19 protein-coding genes and 1 pseudogene are annotated in these 20,316 nt (G+C 59.6%); 10 read left to right on the plus strand and 10 right to left on the minus strand.

Translation table 11 applies throughout. From position 1 onward, the window contains the following. Positions 1-488: 488 nt before the first annotated feature. Positions 489-989: a helix-turn-helix domain-containing protein gene (locus ACKZ62_RS24990; protein ID WP_447095972.1), complete on the minus strand. Its 501-nt coding sequence runs from the start codon at positions 987-989 to the stop codon at positions 489-491. A 263-nt stretch (positions 990-1,252) separates the two neighbouring features. Here ACKZ62_RS24990 and ACKZ62_RS24995 point away from each other — a divergent pair, with 263 nt between their 5' ends. Further along, positions 1,253-1,456: a hypothetical protein gene (locus ACKZ62_RS24995; RefSeq protein ID WP_447095973.1), complete on the plus strand. Its 204-nt coding sequence runs from the start codon at positions 1,253-1,255 to the stop codon at positions 1,454-1,456. 103 nt (positions 1,457-1,559) lie between these two features. On the opposite strand, the gene ACKZ62_RS25000 is transcribed toward ACKZ62_RS24995, so the two are convergent. Both ACKZ62_RS25000 and ACKZ62_RS25005 read right to left on the minus strand, forming a co-directional pair. Beyond that, on the minus strand, positions 1,560-1,976 hold the full coding sequence (locus ACKZ62_RS25000; RefSeq protein ID WP_447095974.1) for a hypothetical protein: 417 nt from the start codon (positions 1,974-1,976) through the stop codon (positions 1,560-1,562). After that, positions 1,973-2,530, minus strand: a complete 558-nt coding sequence (locus tag ACKZ62_RS25005; protein WP_024667783.1) for a Panacea domain-containing protein — start codon at positions 2,528-2,530, stop codon at positions 1,973-1,975. The genes ACKZ62_RS25000 and ACKZ62_RS25005 overlap by 4 nt, the downstream gene beginning before the upstream one ends. Positions 2,531-3,236: 706 nt before the next feature. On the opposite strand from ACKZ62_RS25005, the gene ACKZ62_RS25010 reads away from it, so the two are divergent. The 6 genes from ACKZ62_RS25010 to ACKZ62_RS25035 all read left to right on the plus strand — a co-directional run bounded on the left by ACKZ62_RS25010 (position 3,237) and on the right by ACKZ62_RS25035 (position 10,913). Further along, on the plus strand, positions 3,237-4,070 hold the full coding sequence (locus ACKZ62_RS25010) for an EamA family transporter (RefSeq protein ID WP_032886081.1): 834 nt from the start codon (positions 3,237-3,239) through the stop codon (positions 4,068-4,070). Between the two features lie 99 nt (positions 4,071-4,169). Beyond that, positions 4,170-4,697, plus strand: coding sequence for an RNA polymerase sigma factor (locus ACKZ62_RS25015; protein WP_099601919.1), 528 nt, complete (start codon positions 4,170-4,172; stop codon positions 4,695-4,697). Continuing rightward, complete coding sequence (locus ACKZ62_RS25020; protein WP_447095975.1) at positions 4,690-5,646, plus strand: FecR family protein; 957 nt, start codon at positions 4,690-4,692, stop codon at positions 5,644-5,646. The genes ACKZ62_RS25015 and ACKZ62_RS25020 overlap by 8 nt, the downstream gene beginning before the upstream one ends. 102 nt (positions 5,647-5,748) lie before the next feature. Further along, positions 5,749-8,190: a TonB-dependent siderophore receptor gene (locus ACKZ62_RS25025; RefSeq protein WP_081797674.1), complete on the plus strand. Its 2,442-nt coding sequence runs from the start codon at positions 5,749-5,751 to the stop codon at positions 8,188-8,190. Between the two features lie 147 nt (positions 8,191-8,337). Further along, complete coding sequence (gene ggt, locus ACKZ62_RS25030; protein WP_447095976.1) at positions 8,338-10,167, plus strand: gamma-glutamyltransferase; 1,830 nt, start codon at positions 8,338-8,340, stop codon at positions 10,165-10,167. A gap of 23 nt (positions 10,168-10,190) precedes the next feature. Continuing rightward, the gene (locus ACKZ62_RS25035) at positions 10,191-10,913 is read left to right on the plus strand and encodes a purine nucleoside phosphorylase YfiH/LACC1 family protein (protein ID WP_447095977.1); all 723 of its coding nucleotides are present in this window, start codon (positions 10,191-10,193) and stop codon (positions 10,911-10,913) included. Positions 10,914-11,079: 166 nt separating this feature from the next. Here the strand turns inward: ACKZ62_RS25035 and ddlA are convergent, their stop codons facing one another. Both ddlA and ACKZ62_RS25045 read right to left on the minus strand, forming a co-directional pair. After that, entirely contained in the window at positions 11,080-12,174 is a 1,095-nt protein-coding gene (gene ddlA, locus ACKZ62_RS25040) for a D-alanine--D-alanine ligase (protein ID WP_095183755.1), read from the minus strand. Between the two features lie 43 nt (positions 12,175-12,217). After that, entirely contained in the window at positions 12,218-12,856 is a 639-nt protein-coding gene (locus ACKZ62_RS25045; protein ID WP_095183754.1) for a LysE family transporter, read from the minus strand. Between the two features lie 136 nt (positions 12,857-12,992). Here ACKZ62_RS25045 and ACKZ62_RS25050 point away from each other — a divergent pair, with 136 nt between their 5' ends. After that, on the plus strand, positions 12,993-13,802 hold the full coding sequence (locus ACKZ62_RS25050) for an AraC family transcriptional regulator (RefSeq protein ID WP_032886066.1): 810 nt from the start codon (positions 12,993-12,995) through the stop codon (positions 13,800-13,802). A gap of 22 nt (positions 13,803-13,824) precedes the next feature. Here ACKZ62_RS25050 and ACKZ62_RS25055 read toward each other — a convergent pair whose 3' ends face one another. Next, a complete protein-coding gene (locus ACKZ62_RS25055; RefSeq protein WP_442116564.1) occupies positions 13,825-15,171 on the minus strand; it encodes an MFS transporter in 1,347 nt (448 codons plus the stop codon). 122 nt (positions 15,172-15,293) lie between these two features. Between ACKZ62_RS25055 and ACKZ62_RS25060 the strand changes: the two genes are divergently transcribed. After that, on the plus strand, positions 15,294-16,178 hold the full coding sequence (locus ACKZ62_RS25060; RefSeq protein ID WP_032886062.1) for a LysR family transcriptional regulator: 885 nt from the start codon (positions 15,294-15,296) through the stop codon (positions 16,176-16,178). A gap of 3 nt (positions 16,179-16,181) precedes the next feature. Here the strand turns inward: ACKZ62_RS25060 and ACKZ62_RS25065 are convergent, their stop codons facing one another. The 4 genes and pseudogenes from ACKZ62_RS25065 to ACKZ62_RS25080 all read right to left on the minus strand — a co-directional run bounded on the left by ACKZ62_RS25065 (position 16,182) and on the right by ACKZ62_RS25080 (position 18,574). Then, positions 16,182-16,757, minus strand: coding sequence for a flavin reductase family protein (locus ACKZ62_RS25065; RefSeq protein ID WP_447095978.1), 576 nt, complete (start codon positions 16,755-16,757; stop codon positions 16,182-16,184). 59 nt (positions 16,758-16,816) lie between these two features. Continuing rightward, positions 16,817-17,248 carry a methyl-accepting chemotaxis protein gene (locus ACKZ62_RS25070; RefSeq protein WP_371926554.1) on the minus strand — a complete coding sequence of 144 codons (432 nt, stop codon included), beginning with the start codon at positions 17,246-17,248 and terminating at the stop codon, positions 16,817-16,819. Between the two features lie 111 nt (positions 17,249-17,359). Beyond that, a pseudogene (locus tag ACKZ62_RS25075) lies at positions 17,360-18,133 on the minus strand (PAS domain-containing protein); the annotation flags it as partial. Positions 18,134-18,241: 108 nt separating this feature from the next. Next, positions 18,242-18,574 (minus strand): DUF2790 domain-containing protein, encoded by a 333-nt coding sequence (locus ACKZ62_RS25080; RefSeq protein ID WP_032886058.1) that lies wholly within the window; start codon positions 18,572-18,574, stop codon positions 18,242-18,244. A 225-nt stretch (positions 18,575-18,799) separates the two neighbouring features. Between ACKZ62_RS25080 and ACKZ62_RS25085 the strand changes: the two genes are divergently transcribed. Next, a complete protein-coding gene (locus ACKZ62_RS25085) occupies positions 18,800-20,119 on the plus strand; it encodes an OprD family porin (protein ID WP_447095979.1) in 1,320 nt (439 codons plus the stop codon). Positions 20,120-20,316 lie beyond the last annotated feature (197 nt).

The following is a 20,316-nucleotide window of genomic DNA, read 5'->3' on the forward strand; positions in this document are numbered from 1 at the left end:
GTGGCCAAAATCCTTGACCAGACTTGACGGAACCTTGACGAAATTTTAGACAGGTCTTGACGAATTGACCCGCTTACGCTTGAGCATGGTCGGCTGTATGCCTTGCTGTACAAGGGCTGGTGCTAGATCCGACTGAGCTGTGGGAGCGAAGGCCGTCAAGAATTTTCGCGCATGCTCGTCAAGGGAAAACCGGCAGTCGCGGACCTGACAAAACCTGACATGCGGGGCTGCGAAGGGGGCGAACAAAGTGACCAAGCCTCGGCCGGTGGACACACTGTGGGAGCGGAACACCAGGGCCACCACCACAGATAAGGTATGGTGGAGATCACCACGCCCTGATGGCAAAAGTGTCTCCGAGGCGAAGATGCCGTCAGAACTAAAGGCATTGCCTGGGGCTGGCCAGCCTTGGCGAAACTACCAATATCGAGCGAGTCGACTAATTCCGGTGATCTCGCCTAGGCTGAGGGAGCGCATTTGGCGTGGCTAACCTAAAGGCCTGAATCCATATGTGATGTGGGAGACGTCATCTCGGGCTGGGCGCCGGCGTCTATCCAACTCTTGAAGTCTGGTTCGCAGCAATACCGAACAATTGTCGGGGCAGCACCATTGCTGAACATGTTGATGGCCAGCGTCGTTACGCTGATCCGATCGATTGGGCGGTCCTTCATAGCCTCATATCCTTTGCTGCCAAAGTAGCTTTCGACCAATGGCAGGAGGTCGTCTTCCTTGCCCAGATCAGCTATCTGGAAATACCAGTGGCTCTTATTGAATAGCTGACTCAAATTCTCCCCCAGTGACATCACATATGATGGCGCGACCAGCAGCCCGTTGCATGCACGGGTAAGTATCTGCAATGTGAGAGGGGATTTCCCCGCCTCTATGCTTGCCCACTCCTTGGGCGTTTTCCCAGTGAAGTGAGCGAGCTGACCAGGGTGGATGCCCTTCTCAAACCGGATTTCTCTTAGGGCGAGGAGTAACAGAGTGGACATGCTTGAGTTACGTTGCATTAGCGGTCGTCGTCCTGGCTGGATAATGTTTTCCTATAGACGAATGTAATTTGCTTAGTCTCTGGGTCAAGACAAATTTGCGGAGTCACTCGATGGCCATATCAACCATGGAGCGACCATGAGGCGTAGAGAAGTCGAAGTGGATGCCTCGGTTGTCTTGGCCAGGCTCGCCGGGTTCTGGCCGGTTATCAGATAATCAAAAGCTCAGTCACTACTCTGAGCACAACCACATCGAGGGCCGCACCATGTCCGTTATCGATTGCGACTACCTACCCAAGCCGGAACCGGTCCAGTTCCCGCCGGAGCTGGCGCTGCTGATTGTCAGGAAGGCCAGCGCAATGGCAGCGGCATTCGAGGAGCAAGCGCTCGACCAGCTCACCAAGGATGCCCGACGCGCCCTTTCACGGGGAGCTGAGCCAAGACGGGTCATCAGGGAGATGCGCTTGTAGGCGACTCGCAGCAACTGTTGCAGTCTTGATGGATTTCCAGCACCTGCCCTAACAAAATGGGAGATAAGGTCTGACCGGGTGCGTTTTTTAGTGAGGAAGGCGGCTAAGGAGTTGGCAACAGGCAAGCCTGGATGGCAATTTCTTGAAGGGAAGTGATATCTAAGCTCTGCAAGGCGCAATCTTGCATTTGGCGGGTAATAGCATCTTCAATCGTACAAACCGGCTTGACCACGCCTTGAAATCTTTTCTGTAGCATTTGCACTGCGTTCAGCTCATAGAACTCGTTAAGGCAAACCCAGGTGTTTGTCCGCAAATAGCAGCATCCCGGCGGCAAATAGAAATTGTGGAAGCGATCAGTTGGCTGACACCCGAATGTCAGGCCTCGGCCATGCTGCCTTGATGTCGTTTTAGCTACGATGGTAATCGACTCATTACTTCCCAGAACAACGAAAAGCTTTTCTCCTGTCTCACCATCATGAAAATGAAAGTCCTCATCGAAAAAAACTGACCCTGGCGTCATCCAAGGTGCTCCAACAGTTCTTTTCGCTCTGCAGCTATTCTCATAACCTCTGCAGCCTCCTGGGAACGTACAGCCAACTCATACGGAATCGGCTTTTGGTGCCCCCCCGGCTGACTGTAAACCTTATCCCACGGGAGATTCTCTAGGTGAGTGGCCTCAACCATGTCGTCAGAAAGCGAGGCTTTGTAGCGATCTGCAAGCCGCTTCATATGCGCCAACTCACGCTTCGTGAAATGCCTATCAGAGAATTCAATCTGTGGGGTGACCGTAAGCATCGTTTGCCGGCCGCCGCGGATAGGCGTTTCTTTGAAATGAAGAGCTTCAGCCAAATCCGGTTGAGGCGTCTCAATCTCAGCAAACAAATCCACAGGTACCGGGCCCATCGGCCACGCGGAATAAGTTAGACCGGTGACGCTTCGCCCGGTATCACGAAAATGCTCAAAATCTAAAAAATAGAGCAGCTTGAAAAGCTTCACCTTTCCGCAATTTTTAGTGTTTTGGACGAAAAAAATGATCGACTGGATCAATTTTTCGCGATCGTGCGTGATGAGCATTTATAGCCTCCATTTCACTCGAGCTTATCATATGGGGTCAAAACTCAACTGACCAAGCTACCAACGGCGCTCTGAAGCATTGTAGACAACGCAAGCAACAGACCTCCTGCCCGAATACTGGAGCAATTGCGCAAAAAGCGTGCTCTCCCCTCATAGGGGAAACACCCCATGAATGACCATGACCACTACCCTGATCCGGGGTGATGGTGGCGCGGGGGAATGGCAAGAACGCCTCAGCGTGGTGTAAATGCCACACGGCGCCAGCACCATCGCCGCAAAAGTGTGGCGATGGCTCCTCAAAAGTGAGGAGCGAGATAATCGGGTCACTTATGGACTGATCCATCAAAGGAGTGGTGGTGGTGACCACACCTTTGCACTTGGGCGGGTTTGTCACGATGACGTTACCGTTCGTCGGGGATGGAGCGAAGAACCTAGAAGGTTTTTTCAGCCGGCGTGAAAGGGGCCAAAAACACCCCAGCAGACAGCGCCGTGTATCCCAAGGTGTATCCCTCAAAAATACGAATACACAAATAACCAATTAAAGCAGTAACTTACGCAACCAGTTCAAATGTCTGTGTACCACCAAGTACTAAAAACGGCTTACCGAAAGGTAGGCCGTTTTTTTATGCCTGTAGAAAAGTGCTGAGGCATACTCGCAACGGTCTACCTCCACGACGCGGCGCTGAACCCCACAGGACATCCCTTCATGAGCCTTGATGTGTTCGTAATCATCATGCTGGGCGCTGCGCTGCATGCCACGTGGAATGCAGTGGTCAAGGGGGGTGACGACAAGTTGCTGACCACGTGCATGATCGCGTCCTTCGCTTCACTGATCGCGCTGGCGGTCATTCCGTTCCTGGCAGTGCCTGCGACGCAAAGCTGGCCCTTCATCGGCGCGTCGGTGATATTCCAGGTGCTGTATTTCGTACTGGTCGCCTCGACCTACCGCGTTGCCGACATGAGCCAGACCTACCCGATCATGCGGGGCACCGCGCCGTTGCTGGTGGCGACGGCGAGCTTAGGGCTGCTGTCCGAATCCTTGTCCGCGTTTGCCTGGCTCGGCATTGCCGTGATCTGCATCGGTATTTTGAGCATGGCAGCAGCCCCTTCAGCCGGTCAGCGTAAAGGGATACTCCTTGCGCTGCTTAACGCGGCTGTCATCGCGGGCTACACCCTCATCGACGGAATAGGTGTGCGCAAATCCGGCGCCCCAGCGGCCTACACGTTGTGGATATTCCTGTTGACCGGCATCCCACTCGGCGCATGGGCATTGGCCCGCCGTCGACGCGAATTCAGCCGCTATCTGGCGCGTCACTGGCGCCCCGGCGTGATAGGTGGCTTCGGTACCGTCGCGTCCTATGGCCTGGCGCTGTGGGCTATGACCGCGGCCCCCATTGCCACGGTTGCGGCGCTCAGGGAGACCTCGATTCTGTTTGGCGTGGTGATCTCGGCGCTGGTGCTCAAAGAGCAGTTGACCCGCGCCCGCATCGTGGCCGCGTGCATCATTGCCGCCGGGGCGATGGTGTTGCGACTGGGCTGACGCGTCGACAAACAAATCTTCCATCACCCTATCAAATGAGACAGCTTCTCATTAGTATGCCCGCTATCCGCGCAATGCAGCATCAAGGTATCAGGGGCCATGGAGACAGGGACGCCAGGGGATCAGGAAAAACTCAGCGCCGTTTTCATCGGGCAGCGCAGTGCGTTAATCCGTATGCTGTCGCGCGTCGTCGGCTGTTCGAGCCAGGCGGAGGACTTGGCCCAGGAAACCTATCTGAAGGTAGCTAAGGCGCTGTACACCCGCCCGATCGAACACTTGAAGCCGTTTCTTTATCAAACTGCGCAGTATCTGGCCTTTGATCATTTGCGCAGTGTGCGCAGTAAAAGGCGCTACGAGTGCCACTTGGCCGAAAGCCTGGTTGTCGAGGTGCCCACAATGGCACCCGGACCGGAGAGCCAGGCTCAGGGCCAGCAGCAACTGCAGCGGTTTCAACAGGTGCTCGCTACCTTGCCCAAACGCCAGCAACAAATCCTGGTATTGCATCGACTGCACGACCTGTCCCAAGGCGAGATCGCCCAGCGCCTGCAGGTGTCGTTGAGTACGGTGGAAAAAGACCTGCGCCAAGCCCTCACTGCCTGCGTCAAGCAAACGACCTACCATGATTGACCGTCCCGTCATTCCCGAAGCAGTACGTGAGCAGGCGGCTGATTGGTTCGCCCTGCGCGATGAAAGTGCGCGCAACCTCATCACCCGTCAGCGCTTTGAGCAGTGGCGCGCGGCCGATCCCCTGCACGCCACCGCCTATGCCGAAGTGGAGACGCTGTGGGAAAACCGCGCCTTCGAACAAGCCTTGAAAGACCTCGCCGTCGACCTTGAATTGCCCCCTTCCCCGGTAACCACCAAGCCTCCCAAGACACGTTTTGTGGCTGCCGCCGCTACCCTGTTGCTCGCACTGGGCATCGGTTGGATGGCCGACGTGCCGATGCGCCTGCAAGCCGATCACATGACCGACGTCGCGCAGCTGGAACGCTTTGACCTGGAAGATGGCTCTCACATCGTGCTGGGCAGCCACAGCGCAATCAGCACTGCGTTCGACGGCGCCCAGCGGCGCATCAAGCTATTGCGTGGCGAGCTCTACGTCGAGGCCGCCCACGACTCTAAACGCCCACTGAGCATCGAGACCAACGAGGCCAGCGTGACCGTGGTCGGCACGCAATTCAGCGTCAGCCAGCGAGACTCGGAGGTCACTGTCGCCGTGCGCCAAGGCCAGGTGCGCTTCGCCAACCGCAAGGGCGAGCAGAGCCTGCTGCAGGCGGGTAACTGGCAACAGCTACGAGATGGTCAACTGCAACCGCTGTCCCTGGAAGGCAGTGAACGGCAGATGGCCTGGATCAACGGGCGACTGTCATTCCAGAACGCGCCATTGGTGCAGGTGCTGAAAGAGATCCAGCGTTACTACCCGGCGCCGATCCTGTTATTCAACGATGCCGCCGCCGGTGAGCGGGTCAGCGGGAATTACCAGTTGGACGATCCCCTGGCGATCCTACAGGCGTTGAGTAAAGTCACGTCCACCCACGCCCAGCGACTGCCCGGTGGCATCCTGGTGATTCGCTGACACAGAGCCCCCGATACCTTCGAAAAGTTTTACGGCTTTCGAAGGTTCAACCCGTCAAGAACTTTGCCTTTGCAAATCATTCCTATTTCTAACGGGGCTCACATGCACTTTCCAACACTCAATCCGACCCATGCCCGCAGCATGCTCGCGCTCGCCATCTGCCTGGCGTGCAGCCCGGCGGTTGCGGTGGAGCCAGCAGGCCAGCCAGCCACTCGCGAAGCGGCGGACACCCGCAGCTTCGCGATAGCGCGTCAGTCACTGGTCAATGCCCTGGATCAATTGAGTGTGCAGAGCGGGCTGCAAATTGCCTACGCGGCGGACCTCGCTCAGGGCGTCGAATCGCCCGGCGTCAGCGGCCGCATGACCGCCCTGGAAGCGCTGGCTCAACTGCTCAAAGGCACGCCCCTGAGCTTCGAGCCCAACGGCCCCAACGCGGTGATACTGAACCGCACCGAACAACCCGGCGCGGCCTTGCAACTGGGCACCACCACGGTGATCAGCAACCAACTGGGCACCGTCACCGAAGGCACTGGCTCCTACACCCCGGGGACCATCGCCACGGCTACGCGCCTGGTACTGACGCCCCGGGAAACACCACAGTCCATCAGCGTCGTCACGCGCCAGCACATGGATGACTTCGCCCTCGACAGCGTTGACGACGTGATGCGCCACACGCCCGGTATCACCGTTTCGGCCTACGACACCGACCGCAGCAACTACTATTCGCGCGGTTTCTCGATCAACAATTTCCAGTACGACGGCATCCCCTCGGCCGTGCGCAACGTGGCCTATTCGGCTGGCAACACCCTGAGCGACATGGCGATCTATGACCGTGTCGAAGTACTCAAAGGCGCCTCTGGCCTGCTCAGCGGCGCCGGTTCCCTGGGCGGCACCATCAACCTGGTACGCAAGAAACCCACGTCGGAATTCCTCGGCCATATCACCACCGCGGCGGGCACCTGGGATCACTACCGCACGGAAGTGGACGTCAGCGGCCCACTGACCGAAACCGGCAATGTGCGCGGGCGGGCGGTAGCGGCATATCAGGACAACAAGTCCTGGATCGACCGCTACTCCAACAAAAGCTCAGTGTTCTACGGCATCCTCGAATTCGATCTATCGCCCGACACCCTGCTCACCGTGGGCGCCGATTATCAGGACAGCAAACCCAAAGGTTCGACCTGGTCCGGCAGTTTCCCGCTGTTCAACTATTCGGGTGCGCTCAACGACGCCAAGCGGTCTTTCAGTAATGCCACCGATTGGAGCAGTTGGCAGCAATACACCCGCACGGTGTTCGCGAACCTGGAGCACGACCTCGGCGACGGCTGGGTCACCAAGCTGCAACTGGACCACAAGCTCAATGGCTACGATGCCCAGATGGGTGCGATCCAGTTCTACCAGCCGGCAGCGGATGGCACTGCCGACATTAACGCCCAGCGCTACAAAGGCGAGACCACCAGCGATTCCGCCGACCTGTACCTCAGCGGTCCGTTCAACTTCCTCGGTCGCGAACACGACCTGGTGGTCGGCGGCTCCATCAGCACCGCCCACTGGAAGGGCAAGGGCTATTGGGACGAAACCTTCCCCACCGCCAACCTGGTCGACTACTTCAACTGGCACGGCAACCTGGCCAAGCCGGATTGGGGCGTGGCCTCACAAGTCATCGACGACACCATTCGCCAGACCGGCATGTACGTCACCACCCGCTGGAACCTCACCGACGATCTGAAACTGTTGCTCGGCGGGCGCGTGGTGGACTACACCCTGACCGGCACCACTGACACCTACCGAGAGACCGGGCGCTTCATTCCCTATGCCGGGGCCATCTATGACCTCACGGACAACCTGTCGGCCTATGTCAGCTACACCGATGTGTTCATGCCCCAGGAAAGCTACAACCTCGACCGTAACCGCAAGCTGATCGACCCGGACGAAGGCGAGAACTACGAAGTGGGGCTCAAGGGCGAATTCCTCGACGGTCGCCTGAACGCCAGCCTGGCATACTTCGAAGTCAAGGAAAGCAACCGCTCCCTGCCCGACGATGCATACAACAACCAGACCCCAACCCCGCCCAACTTTGCCTTCAAGGGCACCGACGCGACGACCAAGGGCTATGAGCTGGAGCTGTCCGGCGAAATCGCCCCCGGCTGGCAGTTGCAGGGCGGCTACACCCACAAAGTGGTGCGCGACGATGCCGGCAAAAAAATCTCGACTTTCGAGCCCGAGGACCAGGTGAGCATGTTCACCATCTACAAGCTCAAGGGCGATCTGGACAAAGTCAGCGTCGGCGGTGGCCTGCGCTGGCAGAACACGGTGTGGCAGGACATCTACAACGGTCCCAAAGGAACGACGGACGCGTTTTCCCAGGAGTCCTATTGGGTGGTGGACTTGATGACGCGCTACCAATTCACCAAAAACCTGTCGACGACGCTGAACCTGAATAACGTATTCGATAAGTACTACTACACCAACGTGGGTTTCTATAACTCCGCCATCTACGGCGCGCCGCGTCACTTCATGCTGACCACCCGCTGGGACTTCTGATCACTTGAGCCACACGGCCTATCCCAGGGTAGGCCGCTTTTGACGCCCTCCTTTGCCACTGTTAGTGTCCAGCCTCCCCACACACGGAGTGCTCACTGCGACGCACCTGTAAACCGCTGCCCCCAAGGACAACAGATCATTCTCAAAATGAACGGAGTTCAGCAAGTGCTTTCGATTTCTCGCCGTCAGTTGTCGGTTATTGCCGCAGCCCTGGCCCTTGCGGCCTGTCACACCCCGGTCAACGAACAGCCGCCGGCACCGGAGCTGGGCTCGGGCTATCGCACCGATCTGATCACTCAACACGCCGAACGCCATATGGCCGCCGCCGCCAACCCGCTGGCCGCCGAAGCCGGGCGCGAGATGTTGCGCAAAGGCGGTTCGGCGATTGATGCAGCGATCGCCATGCAGGCGGTGTTGACCTTGGTGGAGCCGCAATCCTCCGGCATTGGCGGCGGCGCGTTCATCATGCTGTGGGACGGGAAAAAGGTGCACGCCTATGACGGTCGGGAAACGGCGCCGGCAGGCGCGACGGAGCGGTTGTTCCTGAACGCCGACGGCACACCGATGACCTTCACCGACGCGCAGATTGGCGGGCGCTCGGTGGGTACGCCCGGTGTGCTGCGTGCCCTGGAGATGGCCCATAAGAAGACCGGTCAACTGCGATGGGCCGAGCTGTTTGAGCCAGCGATTCGTTTGTCGGAACAGGGCTTCGCCATTTCACCACGCTTGCACAGCCTGATCGCGGCTGACCGATTTATTGCGCAATCGCCGGAGATGGCCGCCTACGTTCTGAATGCCGATGGCACACCCAAAGCCACCGGCACGCTGCTGAAAAACCCGGCGCTGGCCGCCGTGTTCAAGCGCATCGCCAACGAGGGCCCTGACGCGCTGTACCACGGGCCAATTGCCGATGAAATTGCGCGCAAAGTGCAGGGCAATCGCAATGCGGGCAGCCTCTCCCAGGCCGACCTGAAGGGTTACGCCGCCAAGGAGCGCGAACCGCTGTGCACCGACTACAAACGCTGGAAAATCTGTGGCATGCCGCCGCCGTCGTCAGGCGCGGTTGCGGTCGCGCAGATCCTTGGTACGTTGCAGGCCCTGGAAGCCCGCGACCCGCGCCTGGCTATCGCACCGATGACACCGATAAAAAGCGCGTTGCCTGCCGGGTTTGAGCCGACGCCCGAGGCCGTGCACCTGATCGCCGAAGCCGGTCGCCTGGCCTTCGCCGACCGCGCGCTGTACCTGGCTGATTCAGACTTTACGCCGGTGCCGACCGCCGGCCTTGTCGCGCCCAACTACCTGGCCCAACGCGCCGCGCTGATCGGTGAGCGCAGCATGGGCATCGCCAAGCCAGGCCAGCCTGCGGGCATACAAGTGGCCTACGCGCCGGACCGTTCGCCACTGCGCATTTCCACCTCCCAAGTGGTGGCCGTGGACGACATGGGCGGCGCCGTGTCGATGACCACCACGGTGGAAGCCGCGTTTGGCTCCCATGTGATGGTCCAGGGCTTTTTGCTCAACAACCAGATGACCGACTTCTCATTCATCCCCGAAGAAAACGGTCAGCCGGTAGCCAACCGCGTACAACCCGGCAAACGCCCGCGCTCGGCCATGGCGCCGACCCTGGTGTTCGACCGCGAGAGCGGTGAGTTGCTGGCCACGGTCGGTTCGCCGGGCGGCTCCCAAATCATCGAGTACGTGAGCAAATCCCTGGTGGCCATGCTCGACTGGAACCTCGACCCGCAAGCCGCCATCAGCCTGCCCAACTTCGGCAGTCGCAATGGCGCTACCGAGTTGGAGGCCGGTTTGTTCAGCCCAGGGCTGAAGCAGGCGTTGAAGGACAAGGGCCATGCACTGAGCGAGATCGACATGACCAGCGGCATACAGGCCATCGTGCTCAAGCGGGACGCCCAGGGCAAGGTATCGCTTAGCGGTGGCGCCGACCCTCGTCGCGAAGGCGAAGCGCTCGGCGACTGACTTTATTGAACGGAGGTGATCCCTTGCATCAGGCTGAAAATCTCGCTGCCATCCCTGGCATCGACCACGGTTTCTGTTCGATAGATGACCCACTGCGCCCGGATGACGTGTTCATCTGCAAGCAAGTGCACAGCGCCTCAGTGATTGAATGGCAGGCGGGCCAGGTACCCAACACGATCGAGGCCGATGGTGTGTTGACGCACCACACTCACCCGATCGCGGTTATCACCGCAGATTGCCTGCCCATTCTGTTCGCATCGAAAACGGGCGAACGGGTCGCCGCAATACATGGCGGTTGGAAAGGGCTGCAACGCGGGATTATCGCCAACGTCATGCAGCGCTTTGCTGCCGAGGGGATACCAGCCAACCAGTTGCAAGTGGCTATCGGCCCTTCGATCAAGCCGTGCTGTTATGAGGTGAGCGAAGGGTTTATCGCCGAGTTCCAGATTGACCAGGGGCACCTTTGGCAACACGGCCTGGCACCGTGGAGCTTGGAGCAACCGGCACCGCTGCGGTCACCGGAAATTAGCCCGCCCCATGCAAGGCAAGCAGGTAGCGCATGGTTTGACTTGAGCGGCTATGGGTTGTTGTTGCTGCAAGCGGCGGGTATCAAGCGAGAGCAGATCGACGTGAGCGAGGTATGCACTTACTGCACCTCGCCGACGTTTGCCAGCTATCGCAGGAGAACCCATCACCCGGCGGAAGCGAAGACGTTGATTTATTCGTGGATTGCTCGTAAACCCTGACGAACCTACGCCCCCTTGTGGCGAGCGGGCTTGTCCCGCGTTGGGCTGCGAAGCAGCCCCAAAACATAGCCCCGGACCTTCCTGGCACACTGCAGCGCCCTTATTGGGGCTGCTGCGCAGCCCAACGCGGGACAAGCCCGCTCGCCACAGGTATTTATCCCATCCGTTAACGGCTAATTTTCAACCCCTTACGCCCCGCATGCCGCTCCAGCGCCAGCTCAATCAACCGGCTCACCAACTCGCTGTAGCTCATTCCCGCCGCCTGCCATAACTTGGGGTACATGCTGATGCGGGTGAAGCCGGGCAGTGAGTTAATTTCGTTGATCAGCACTTCGCCGTCGTCGGTCAAGAACACATCGACCCGCGCCAAGCCTGCGCAGCCGAGCACGTCAAACGCTTCAAGGGCCAAGCGGCGAATACGCTCACTGGCTTCATGGCTGATATCAGCCGGCACCACCACCTGGGCCGCCTGGCCGTCGATGTATTTGCTGTCGTAGGAGTAGAAACCGCTGCTCACCACGATCTCGCCGCAGCCGCTTGCGACGGGGTTTTCGTTACCCAGCACCGCGCATTCTATTTCGCGGCCGCGCACGGCGGATTCCACCAGCACCTTTTGATCAAACCCCAGGGCCAGTTCAACGGCGGTGTGGTACTCGGCCTCGTTGCCAACCTTGCTCACACCCACCGAAGAGCCCTGGTTGGCCGGTTTGACGAACATCGGCAGGCCGAGTTTATTCACCGCAGTTTCAAAGGAAGTACGCGCGGCGTTGCTGCGGGTCAGGGTAATGAACGGCGTCACGGCAATGCCGGCGTCGCGCAGCAAGCGCTTGCTGATGTCCTTGTCCATGCACACTGCCGAGCCGAGCACGTCGGAGCCGACGAAAGGCAGGTCAGCCATGCGCAGCAGGCCTTGCAGGCAGCCGTCTTCGCCGAGGGTGCCGTGGACGATGGGGAAGATCACGTCGATGTGTGCCAGCAGGCCGTTGCCGGAGGTTTCCACCACCTGCTGGCTGGCTTTGCCGGGCACCACCGCCAGTTCGCGGTTGGATTGGTTAAGGGCGATGAGTGCCGGGTTTTCCTGGTTGATCAGGAAGTTCGAGGTGTCGTTGAGGTGCCAGTGGCCGGCCTTGTCGATGCCGATCAGGACCGGCTCAAAGCGTGCACGGTCGAGTGCATCGACAATATTGCGCGCCGACTGCAACGAGACCTCGTGCTCAGCCGAACGACCACCAAAAATAATCCCCACCCGCACCTTGCTCATGACTCGCCTCACTGTTGAAAGTAAGGCTTCTTACCACGGGCGGTCAGCGATTCGCTACCAGATGTGCGCCGAACAACACGTAGCAACCACCGGCAAAACGATCGAGCCATTTGCGTGAGCGACTGTAGAGGTTGGCCATGCGCGCACTGGAAAACACCAACGCCACGCAGGAATACCAACTGAACGACAAGCTGGCCATGGTGATCACCGCCAGGGTCAGAAGCATCGGCGACGGAGACGGCGGCATGGTGGAGGCGAAGATGGTGGCGACGAACAACGCGGCCTTGGGATTAGACAGGTTGCCCAACAACCCCAGGCGCCAGGCGGAAAACAGCGAACGTCGCGTGTCATCCGGCAATAGGCTCTGGCCCATCGCCGGTGCCGAGCGCTTGAACAGTTTCAGCCCCAGGTAAATCAGGTAGCAGCCGCCGATGATCTTGAACGCCAGGTACAACATGGGTGCAGCGGTAAACAGCGATTTGATGCCCAGGCCACCCGCCAGCCCCCACATGATCGTGCCGGTGGACACGCCCGCCGAAGCCACCACGCCATGGCGGCGCGAACAACTGGCAGCCAACTGTGCCGTGTTGAAGAAGTTGGGCCCAGGCGTGACCACCGCCACCGTCCACAGCAGGGCCAGCGAGACCAGGGGAGCCACGTAGGCGGGGTTGATAACTTCCATTGGGCAGCTCCATCAGCGCAGGGACGAGCAAGGAGCATAGACCTCGCCAATCGCCTGCACAATCGTACAAGACCCCGGCAGACAAGGGTTGCAGACTGGGTTAACGTATTTCCATCTCTTCTTGTGACACGCCACCATGGGCAACCCCACCCACACTCTCGACTGGCTGCACCGCGCCCCGCATGCCAGCGGCCTGGATCGTATCGAGGCGTACTTTGCGGGCTTTGCGTTCGATCCACATCGCCATGACACCTACGCCATCGGGCGTACCTTGTCTGGCGTGCAGAGTTTTCACTACCGCGGCGACATGATCCACAGCCTGCCCGGCACGACCATGGTGCTTCATCCCGACGAGACCCACGACGGCCACGCCGGCAGCGACGAAGGCTTCAAGTACCGGATGATCTACGTGGAGCCGTCACTGATTCAGCAGATACTCGGCGGCAAGCCGCTGCCGTTTATCCCCAGTGGTTTATCCACTGACCCAAGGCTGTTCCGCGCCAGCGAAGTGCTGCTGCAGAACCTCGATCATCCGATTGACCCGTTGCAGGAACAGGACGCGATGTTCGACCTGGCCCATGCGCTCAACAATGCGTCGGGGGCGATCGTCAGCCGTAAGACCTTCGATTACGTAGCCGCCGAGCGCGCCCGGGAGTTTATCCACAGCACCCTGGGCCGCAGCATCACCCTGGACGAAATCGCTGATCACGCTGGCCGCGACCGCTGGGCATTGTCGCGGGATTTTCGCGTGCTGTTCGGCACCAGCCCCTACCGCTACCTGACGATGCGCCGCCTGGACCTGGTGCGCAGTCTGCTGGCGCAGGGACAGTCGCTGGTGGACGCCGCGCTGATCGCCGGCTTCACCGACCAGAGCCACATGACCCGGCAGTTTCGCAGCACCTACGGCATGCCGCCGTCCCGGTGGGTGAAGATGCTCGGGCGCTGAGTCAGCGTTTTAAACATGCACTCTAAATGGGGGCTTGCTGTGATGAGTTCGACATGGGATGGCGCTCTTTCAGCGCCAGCACCAACACCGCCCCCACCAGCGCAATCGCCGCACTCCACCACAACGCCAACTCGATCCCACCCGCATTGGCCACCGACACCAACACCGCCAACCCCAACGCGCCACCAATCTGCTGGCTGGTAGACGCCATCCCCGCCGCCACGCCCTGCTCCCCAGGACGGATGCCTAGCCCGGCTGCCACCCACATCGCCGTCCACGTCATGCCCTGGCCAATGCTCAGGATGAAAATCCCCGGCAGCAGCGACCAGAATCCCACCCCGGTGGGCAATGCCCAACACACCAGCGCAATCCCCACCGCGCCGGCCAATTGCCCGCTGACCAAGGTGTTGCGCAGCCCCAGCCGCGCCATCGAGCGTTCCGCTAGCCAGATGCCAAATGTGCACACCAAGGTTGCCGGCAAAAACGCCAAGCCCGCTTGCAACACGCTATAGCCGTAGACCTGCTGGTAATACAGCGCCAGGAAGTAGTACTGCACGCCAAAGCTGCTCATGAACACTGCCGTCAGTACCATGGCCATGCGCAATTCTCGATAAGCCAGCAAGCGCAGCGGCATCAGCGGATCGCGGCCGCGATGTTCAATCCAGGCGAACAGCCCCAGCAATGCCACAGCCAAGGCGATACAACCGAGGGTCGACGGTGCCGCCCAGCCCCACTCGGGGCCTTGCACCAGGGAAAACACCAGCAACGTACCGCCGACGGTCACGGTCAGCGCGCCGCTGATATCGAAATTACGGCCGTGGGCCCGCGCGCCATCGGCAGGAATCCAATAACGCGCCGCCCATGCACAACCGCCAGCCAACGGCACGTTGACCAGAAACACCGCCTCCCAACCCCACACCTGGGTCAGCACACCGCCGAGCAAGGCGCCGAGCGCCAACCCCGCGGCTGACGCTGCGCTCCATACCGCGAACGCACGGTTGCGTGCCGGACCTTCGGCGTAGTGGGTGTTGATCAACGCCAGGGTCGCCGGGAACAACAGCGCGCCGCCCACGCCCTGCACTGCTCGCGCCAACACCAGTAACACCGCGCTGCCGCCGACCACTGCCGCCAGCGACGACAGCGCATACAGCGACTGGCCCACGCGATACAGGCGGCGCTTGCCCAACAAGTCAGTGGCGCGGCCACCCAGCAACAAGAAACCGCCAAACGCTACGCTGTAGGCACTGACCACCCACTGCAATTGCTGGGCAGAGAAATCCAAGTGAGTGCCGATCTGCGGCAGCGCCACAAATACGATGGTGGCATCAAGGGCGATGATCAACTGAGCGGTGGCCAGTAACGCCAGCATCCAGCCTGAAGGTCGAGAGGGAGACATCACAGCGTCCTGTCCGAAAATGAAGTGCCGCCAGTGTCTTTTATGCGGACCAAGTGATAAATAGCCCTACCACTCTTTCAGTAATGACTTTAATCATGGATCTGAATGCTGTTCGCCTGCTGGTCCGCGTGGCCGAAGCCCGCAGTTTTACCCGTGCGGCGGGTGATCTGGGGCTCACTCAGTCGGGCCTGTCCCGCGCCATCTCACGCCTGGAAAACGAATTGGGCGTGCGCCTGCTGCAACGTAATACGCGCAGCGTCAGCCTGACCCCCGATGGCCAGATGCTCTACGAGCGCAGCGCGCCGCTGCTGGCGGAACTGGCCGAAACCGAAAAGCTGATGCTCGACCGTCGCTGCAGCCCATCGGGCCTGTTGAAAATCAGTACACCTTCATTGTTCGGCCGCAAGGTGGTGATGCCGGTCATCGGCGAGTTGACCTTGCGTTACCCCGAGTTGCGCATCGAAGCCGTGATGACCGACCGCCTGGTGGATATCGTCGATGAAGGCTTCGACGCGTTGTTGCGCACCGGAGAAATCCAGGACCAACGCCTGATCGCCCGCAACCTGGCACCCCTGCGATGGATCACCGTTGCCGCACCCGCCTATCTGGCGCGCTTTGGTACTCCGCAGACAATTGATGAACTCAAGGACCACCACTGCCTCACCGTGCGCAACTTACGTACCGGCCGTATGGTGGATTGGCAATTCATGATCGACGGCAAAGTGCAGGACGTCAGTGTCGAGGGGCGGCTGATCTTTGATATCGGTGATGCGATGGTCGACGGCGCCGTGGGAGGCTTTGGCATTGCCCAGGTAATGGATTTCGCCGTGCGGGATGACCTGGCCACAGGACGCCTGGTGCCAGTATTGGAGACAGTCGCCGGGCGCAGCCGGGGCATCTCGTTGGTCTACCCGCCATCCCGGCAGTACTCGCCAAAATTGATGGCGTTTGCCGAGGCGCTGGCAAACGCACGCTGGTGAGGCTTAGAGCTGCCGCCCCACAATCGGCTGGCCGATGCTCAGGAAATTGCCGCCGGCTACATGGTGCAAAGTGCGCAACTCATCATGACCCTCAAAGTGCCAGTGGCCTTCACTGAACACCCGCTCGTCGGCATAGGCCGCGACCACTTCGCCGAGGAACAGGTCATAGGTCTGCTGGTTGTGGGGTTCGGGAAGCAGGCGACATTCCAGCCAGGCTACGCAGCCTTCCAGCAAGGGCGCATCGGTGTGTTCACCGCTGAAGGTTTGCAAGCCATACGTGGCGAACTTGTCGCGCTCGGTGCCGGTGGTATTGCCGACTGTCTGAACCAGGTCGGCCTGGGCCGCGCAGGGCACCTGCAGCACGAACGTGCCGGCGCCTTCCAACAGCTGACGGGTCCAGGTGGCCTTGTCCAGCACCACAGCGACTTTCGGCGGTTCGAAGTCCAGCGGCATGGCCCAGGCCGCCGCCATGATATTGCGCTGGCCGTTTTGGGCCGCACTGACCAGCACGGTCGGGCCGTGGTTGAGCAAGCGATAGGCCTTGGACAGCGGAACGGGGCGGCAGTGGGCAGGGCTCATGGAGGATCGGCTCTTCTAAACGGAAAAACCTACGATACCTCAAGCATGAGCCCTACGGGTCAGGTCGACAGTTGGTTCGCGAATTGCCCCACAGCGCTGACCACCTTCTGTGCGCCGTCCTGGATCTCCACAATCACCGTGCCCGCTTCCGCCGCCAGGGCCAGACCTTGCTCGGCTTGCAGACGGCCGTCGGTCATCAGGGCTACCGCATCGCGGGCCATGTCCTGGTTCTGACGCACCACACCGACGATTTCCTCGGTGGCTTTGCTGGTACGCGACGCCAACTGGCGGACCTCATCGGCCACTACCGCAAAACCGCGGCCCTGCTCGCCGGCGCGCGCCGCCTCGATGGCCGCGTTGAGCGCCAGCAAGTTGGTCTGCTCGGCGATGCCGCTGATGGTCTTGACGATGGTGCCTATCACCTGGGATTGCGCGTTCAGCGCCTCAATGCCTTCACCGGCCTGCTGCATGTGCGTAGCCAGATCGCGCATCACTTCCACCGCCTGAGTCACCACCGTGGTGCCGCGTTGGGCGCTGTTGTCGGTTTGCAGGGAGGTGGTGTACGCAATGTTCGCGGCGTCGGCCACCGTTTGTTCACGGTTGACCTGATCGGTGATCACCGTAGCGAACTTGACCACTTTGTACAGACGTTCATTGGCGTCCATCACCGGGTTGTAGGTAGCTTCCAACCACACCACATGCCCACGGCTGTCCACACGTTTGAAGCGCGCGGCGACGAACTCACCGTTGTTCAGACGATTCCAGAAGTTCTGGTACTCGGCGCTGTTGTACTCCTGCGGCTCACAGAACATACGGTGATGTTTGCCCTGGATCTGCGCCAGGCTGTAACCCATGCCGCCGAGGAACCGATCATTCGCGGTGAGCACATGGCCGCCCAGGTCGAACTCGATCACAGCGGTGGAACGCACCAGTGCAGTAATCAGGTTTTCATGCTCGCGCGATGCTTCGATGGTGCGGGTCAGGTCGCTGGCGTAAATCGAAAAATGCTTGATGCGCCCATCGGAACTGCGCACCGGCTGCACGATCGAGCGCAGCCACACTTCCAGGCCATTGCCACGCATCAACCGCACAGTGCCAGCGAAGTGCTCGCCACGTCGCAGTGCGTTGTTGAAGCGCTGCTGGAACTCATCCCTGCGTACATGAACTGGTACCAAATCTTCGATGGGGCGCCCCACAATATTGCTCGACTGGTAAGCCAGCTCCTGCAGGAAATTGGCATTCGCCCATTCCACCCGACCTTCGGCGTCCAGCGTCAGGCACAACATTTCGCTTTCCAGGCTCTCCTTAACCTGCTGCAAGCTGGACAATTCTTCGCGAAGAGCCGACAGCTCCTGCTTCAAACGGGTGTTGAACATTGGTCACCGATGGTCAAATGGAGAAAGAAAGATCTGACATGCATCGGCCCTGCGGAGCCTTTCTGAAGCGTACTTTAGTGCCATTCCCGACTCTTTTTTTTGACGCCATTAACTGCCGTTATTTCGACACACGCCCATGACTTGATATTCCAAGGTAGTGAGTGTTCCGCTGGAGTCCTCATAGGTCATGCGCGAGGGCACAGGGTTACAGGCGCGGATCGGCGGTGTGACGTTGACCACCTTGGCAATGTCCAGGTCCATGCCATAGCGATACACCTGCACCTGGGGCGCGGGTTTGCCGTTTTTCTCCGCGTAGGCGGCCATGGCTTTTTCATTGCGCTCCATCATTCGGTCAAAGGTGCGGTCACCGCCGCCTTCGGCCAGTGCCCCGAATGACAACGTAGCGATCAATACACCCAAGCCAATGCGATAAAAGTTCATGGTTAATTCCTCGACTGAAAGTTCAGTGCCGAGACTAACCAACCCACCCTGTCACGATGTTCACCAGAACATTACTTATTTGTTAGGCGGCAGGGAGTTTCCAGAATTGTAATGTTCAAGCCATCCAATCGTTATCCACGGTTTGCAACTATCAGCCCGGGCCAAATCAATAAGAACGCCCACCTCCATAAGAAGCTGATAACTGCCAATACCGAGGAGCGAAACATGCAGATCCGTTATTACACCCTTCCCCTATCACTGTGCGCCGCCTTACCCCTGGCGGCGGTAGCGGTTGAAGACACGCCCGAAGGTTTTATCGAAGGCAGCAGCCTGAACGTGCTGGCGCGCAATTTTTACTTCAATCGCGATGATCGCAAGGGCCAATCCAGCCCGACCGGCAATGGTTATTCGGAAGCCTGGGCCCAGGGTTTGATCGGTAAATTCGAGTCTGGCTTTACCCAGGGCACCGTGGGGTTTGGCCTGGACGCCTTCGCCATGGTCGGCGTGAAGCTCGACTCGGGCACCGGCCGCAGCGGCGGCAAGGGCTCGTTCGGCGTGATGCCGGTGGACAGCAACAACCATCCCGAAGACAGCTACAGCAAAGTGGGCGGCGCGGCGAAATTGCGCGTATTGGACACGGTGATCAAGGCCGGCGACGTGTTCCCGCTTACGCCGGTGGTGGCCTACGGCGATTCACGGGTGCTGCCGGAAACCTTCCGTGGCGTGACCGCGCAGAACACCAGCCTGGAAGGCCTGACCTTGCAGGGCGGGCGCCTGAGCGGCATGAGCCAACCGGCTGAAAGCGGCATGAACAAAGGCTTTGCAACGTTTTACGCAGGCCCCGTGGACTCGCCATGGATCGCCTATGGCGGCGGCGATTACCAGTTCAACAAACACCTCAGCCTAAGCCTCTATAGCAGCCGACTCAAAGACGCGTGGAACCAGTATTACGCGGGCAGCGCGGCCAGTTACCCGCTGAGCGACGACGTCTCGTTGTTCGGCGACGTGAACGTCTATAAGGCTGTGGACGAAGGTAAAAAACTGCTCGGTGAATTCGATAACACCATCTGGAGCGCCCGACTCGGGGTGAAGGTCGGCGCCCACAGCCTGGCCGTGTCCCATCAACGCAACAACGGCGATGACGACTTCGACTACCTGCGCAACTCGGACTCGATCTTCCTCAACAACTCGATCCAGTACAGCGACTTCAACTCGCCCAAGGAACGCTCGTGGATGGTTCGCTATGACCTGGACATGCAGGCCTTCGGCATCCCCGGCCTGTCGTTCATGACCCGCTACGCCAAAGGCACCGGCGCCGATTACAGCAACGCCAACGCGGTGTACATGCGCCGCGATTCAGCCGGCGATCCGCTCACCGATCAACGCCGATGGGAGCGGGATATCGAAGCCAAGTACGTGGTGCAAAGTGGCAACTTGAAAGATCTGTCGCTCAGGCTGCGCCAGGCCACCGTGCGTTCAAGTGCGTTCGAGTCGGACCTGGAAGAAGTTCGCGTGATTATCGAGTATCCGTTGGCCGTGCTCTAGGTGTTCCACTTACATTCAGTTGCCGATGTCGTACATCTGTTCACAAGTTGAAGTCTGTCAGAACTGTAATATCGGCCCCACCTTCTCGTTAAGTTGCACTTTTTATACTGCACATCGAACACACTTCATCTCTGCAGCTTTTGTGTAGCTCCTTTGGAACAGAGATGAATTTTTACGCCCCGTCTGGGGCGTTTTTT

The organism is Pseudomonas sivasensis (assembly GCF_052938085.1).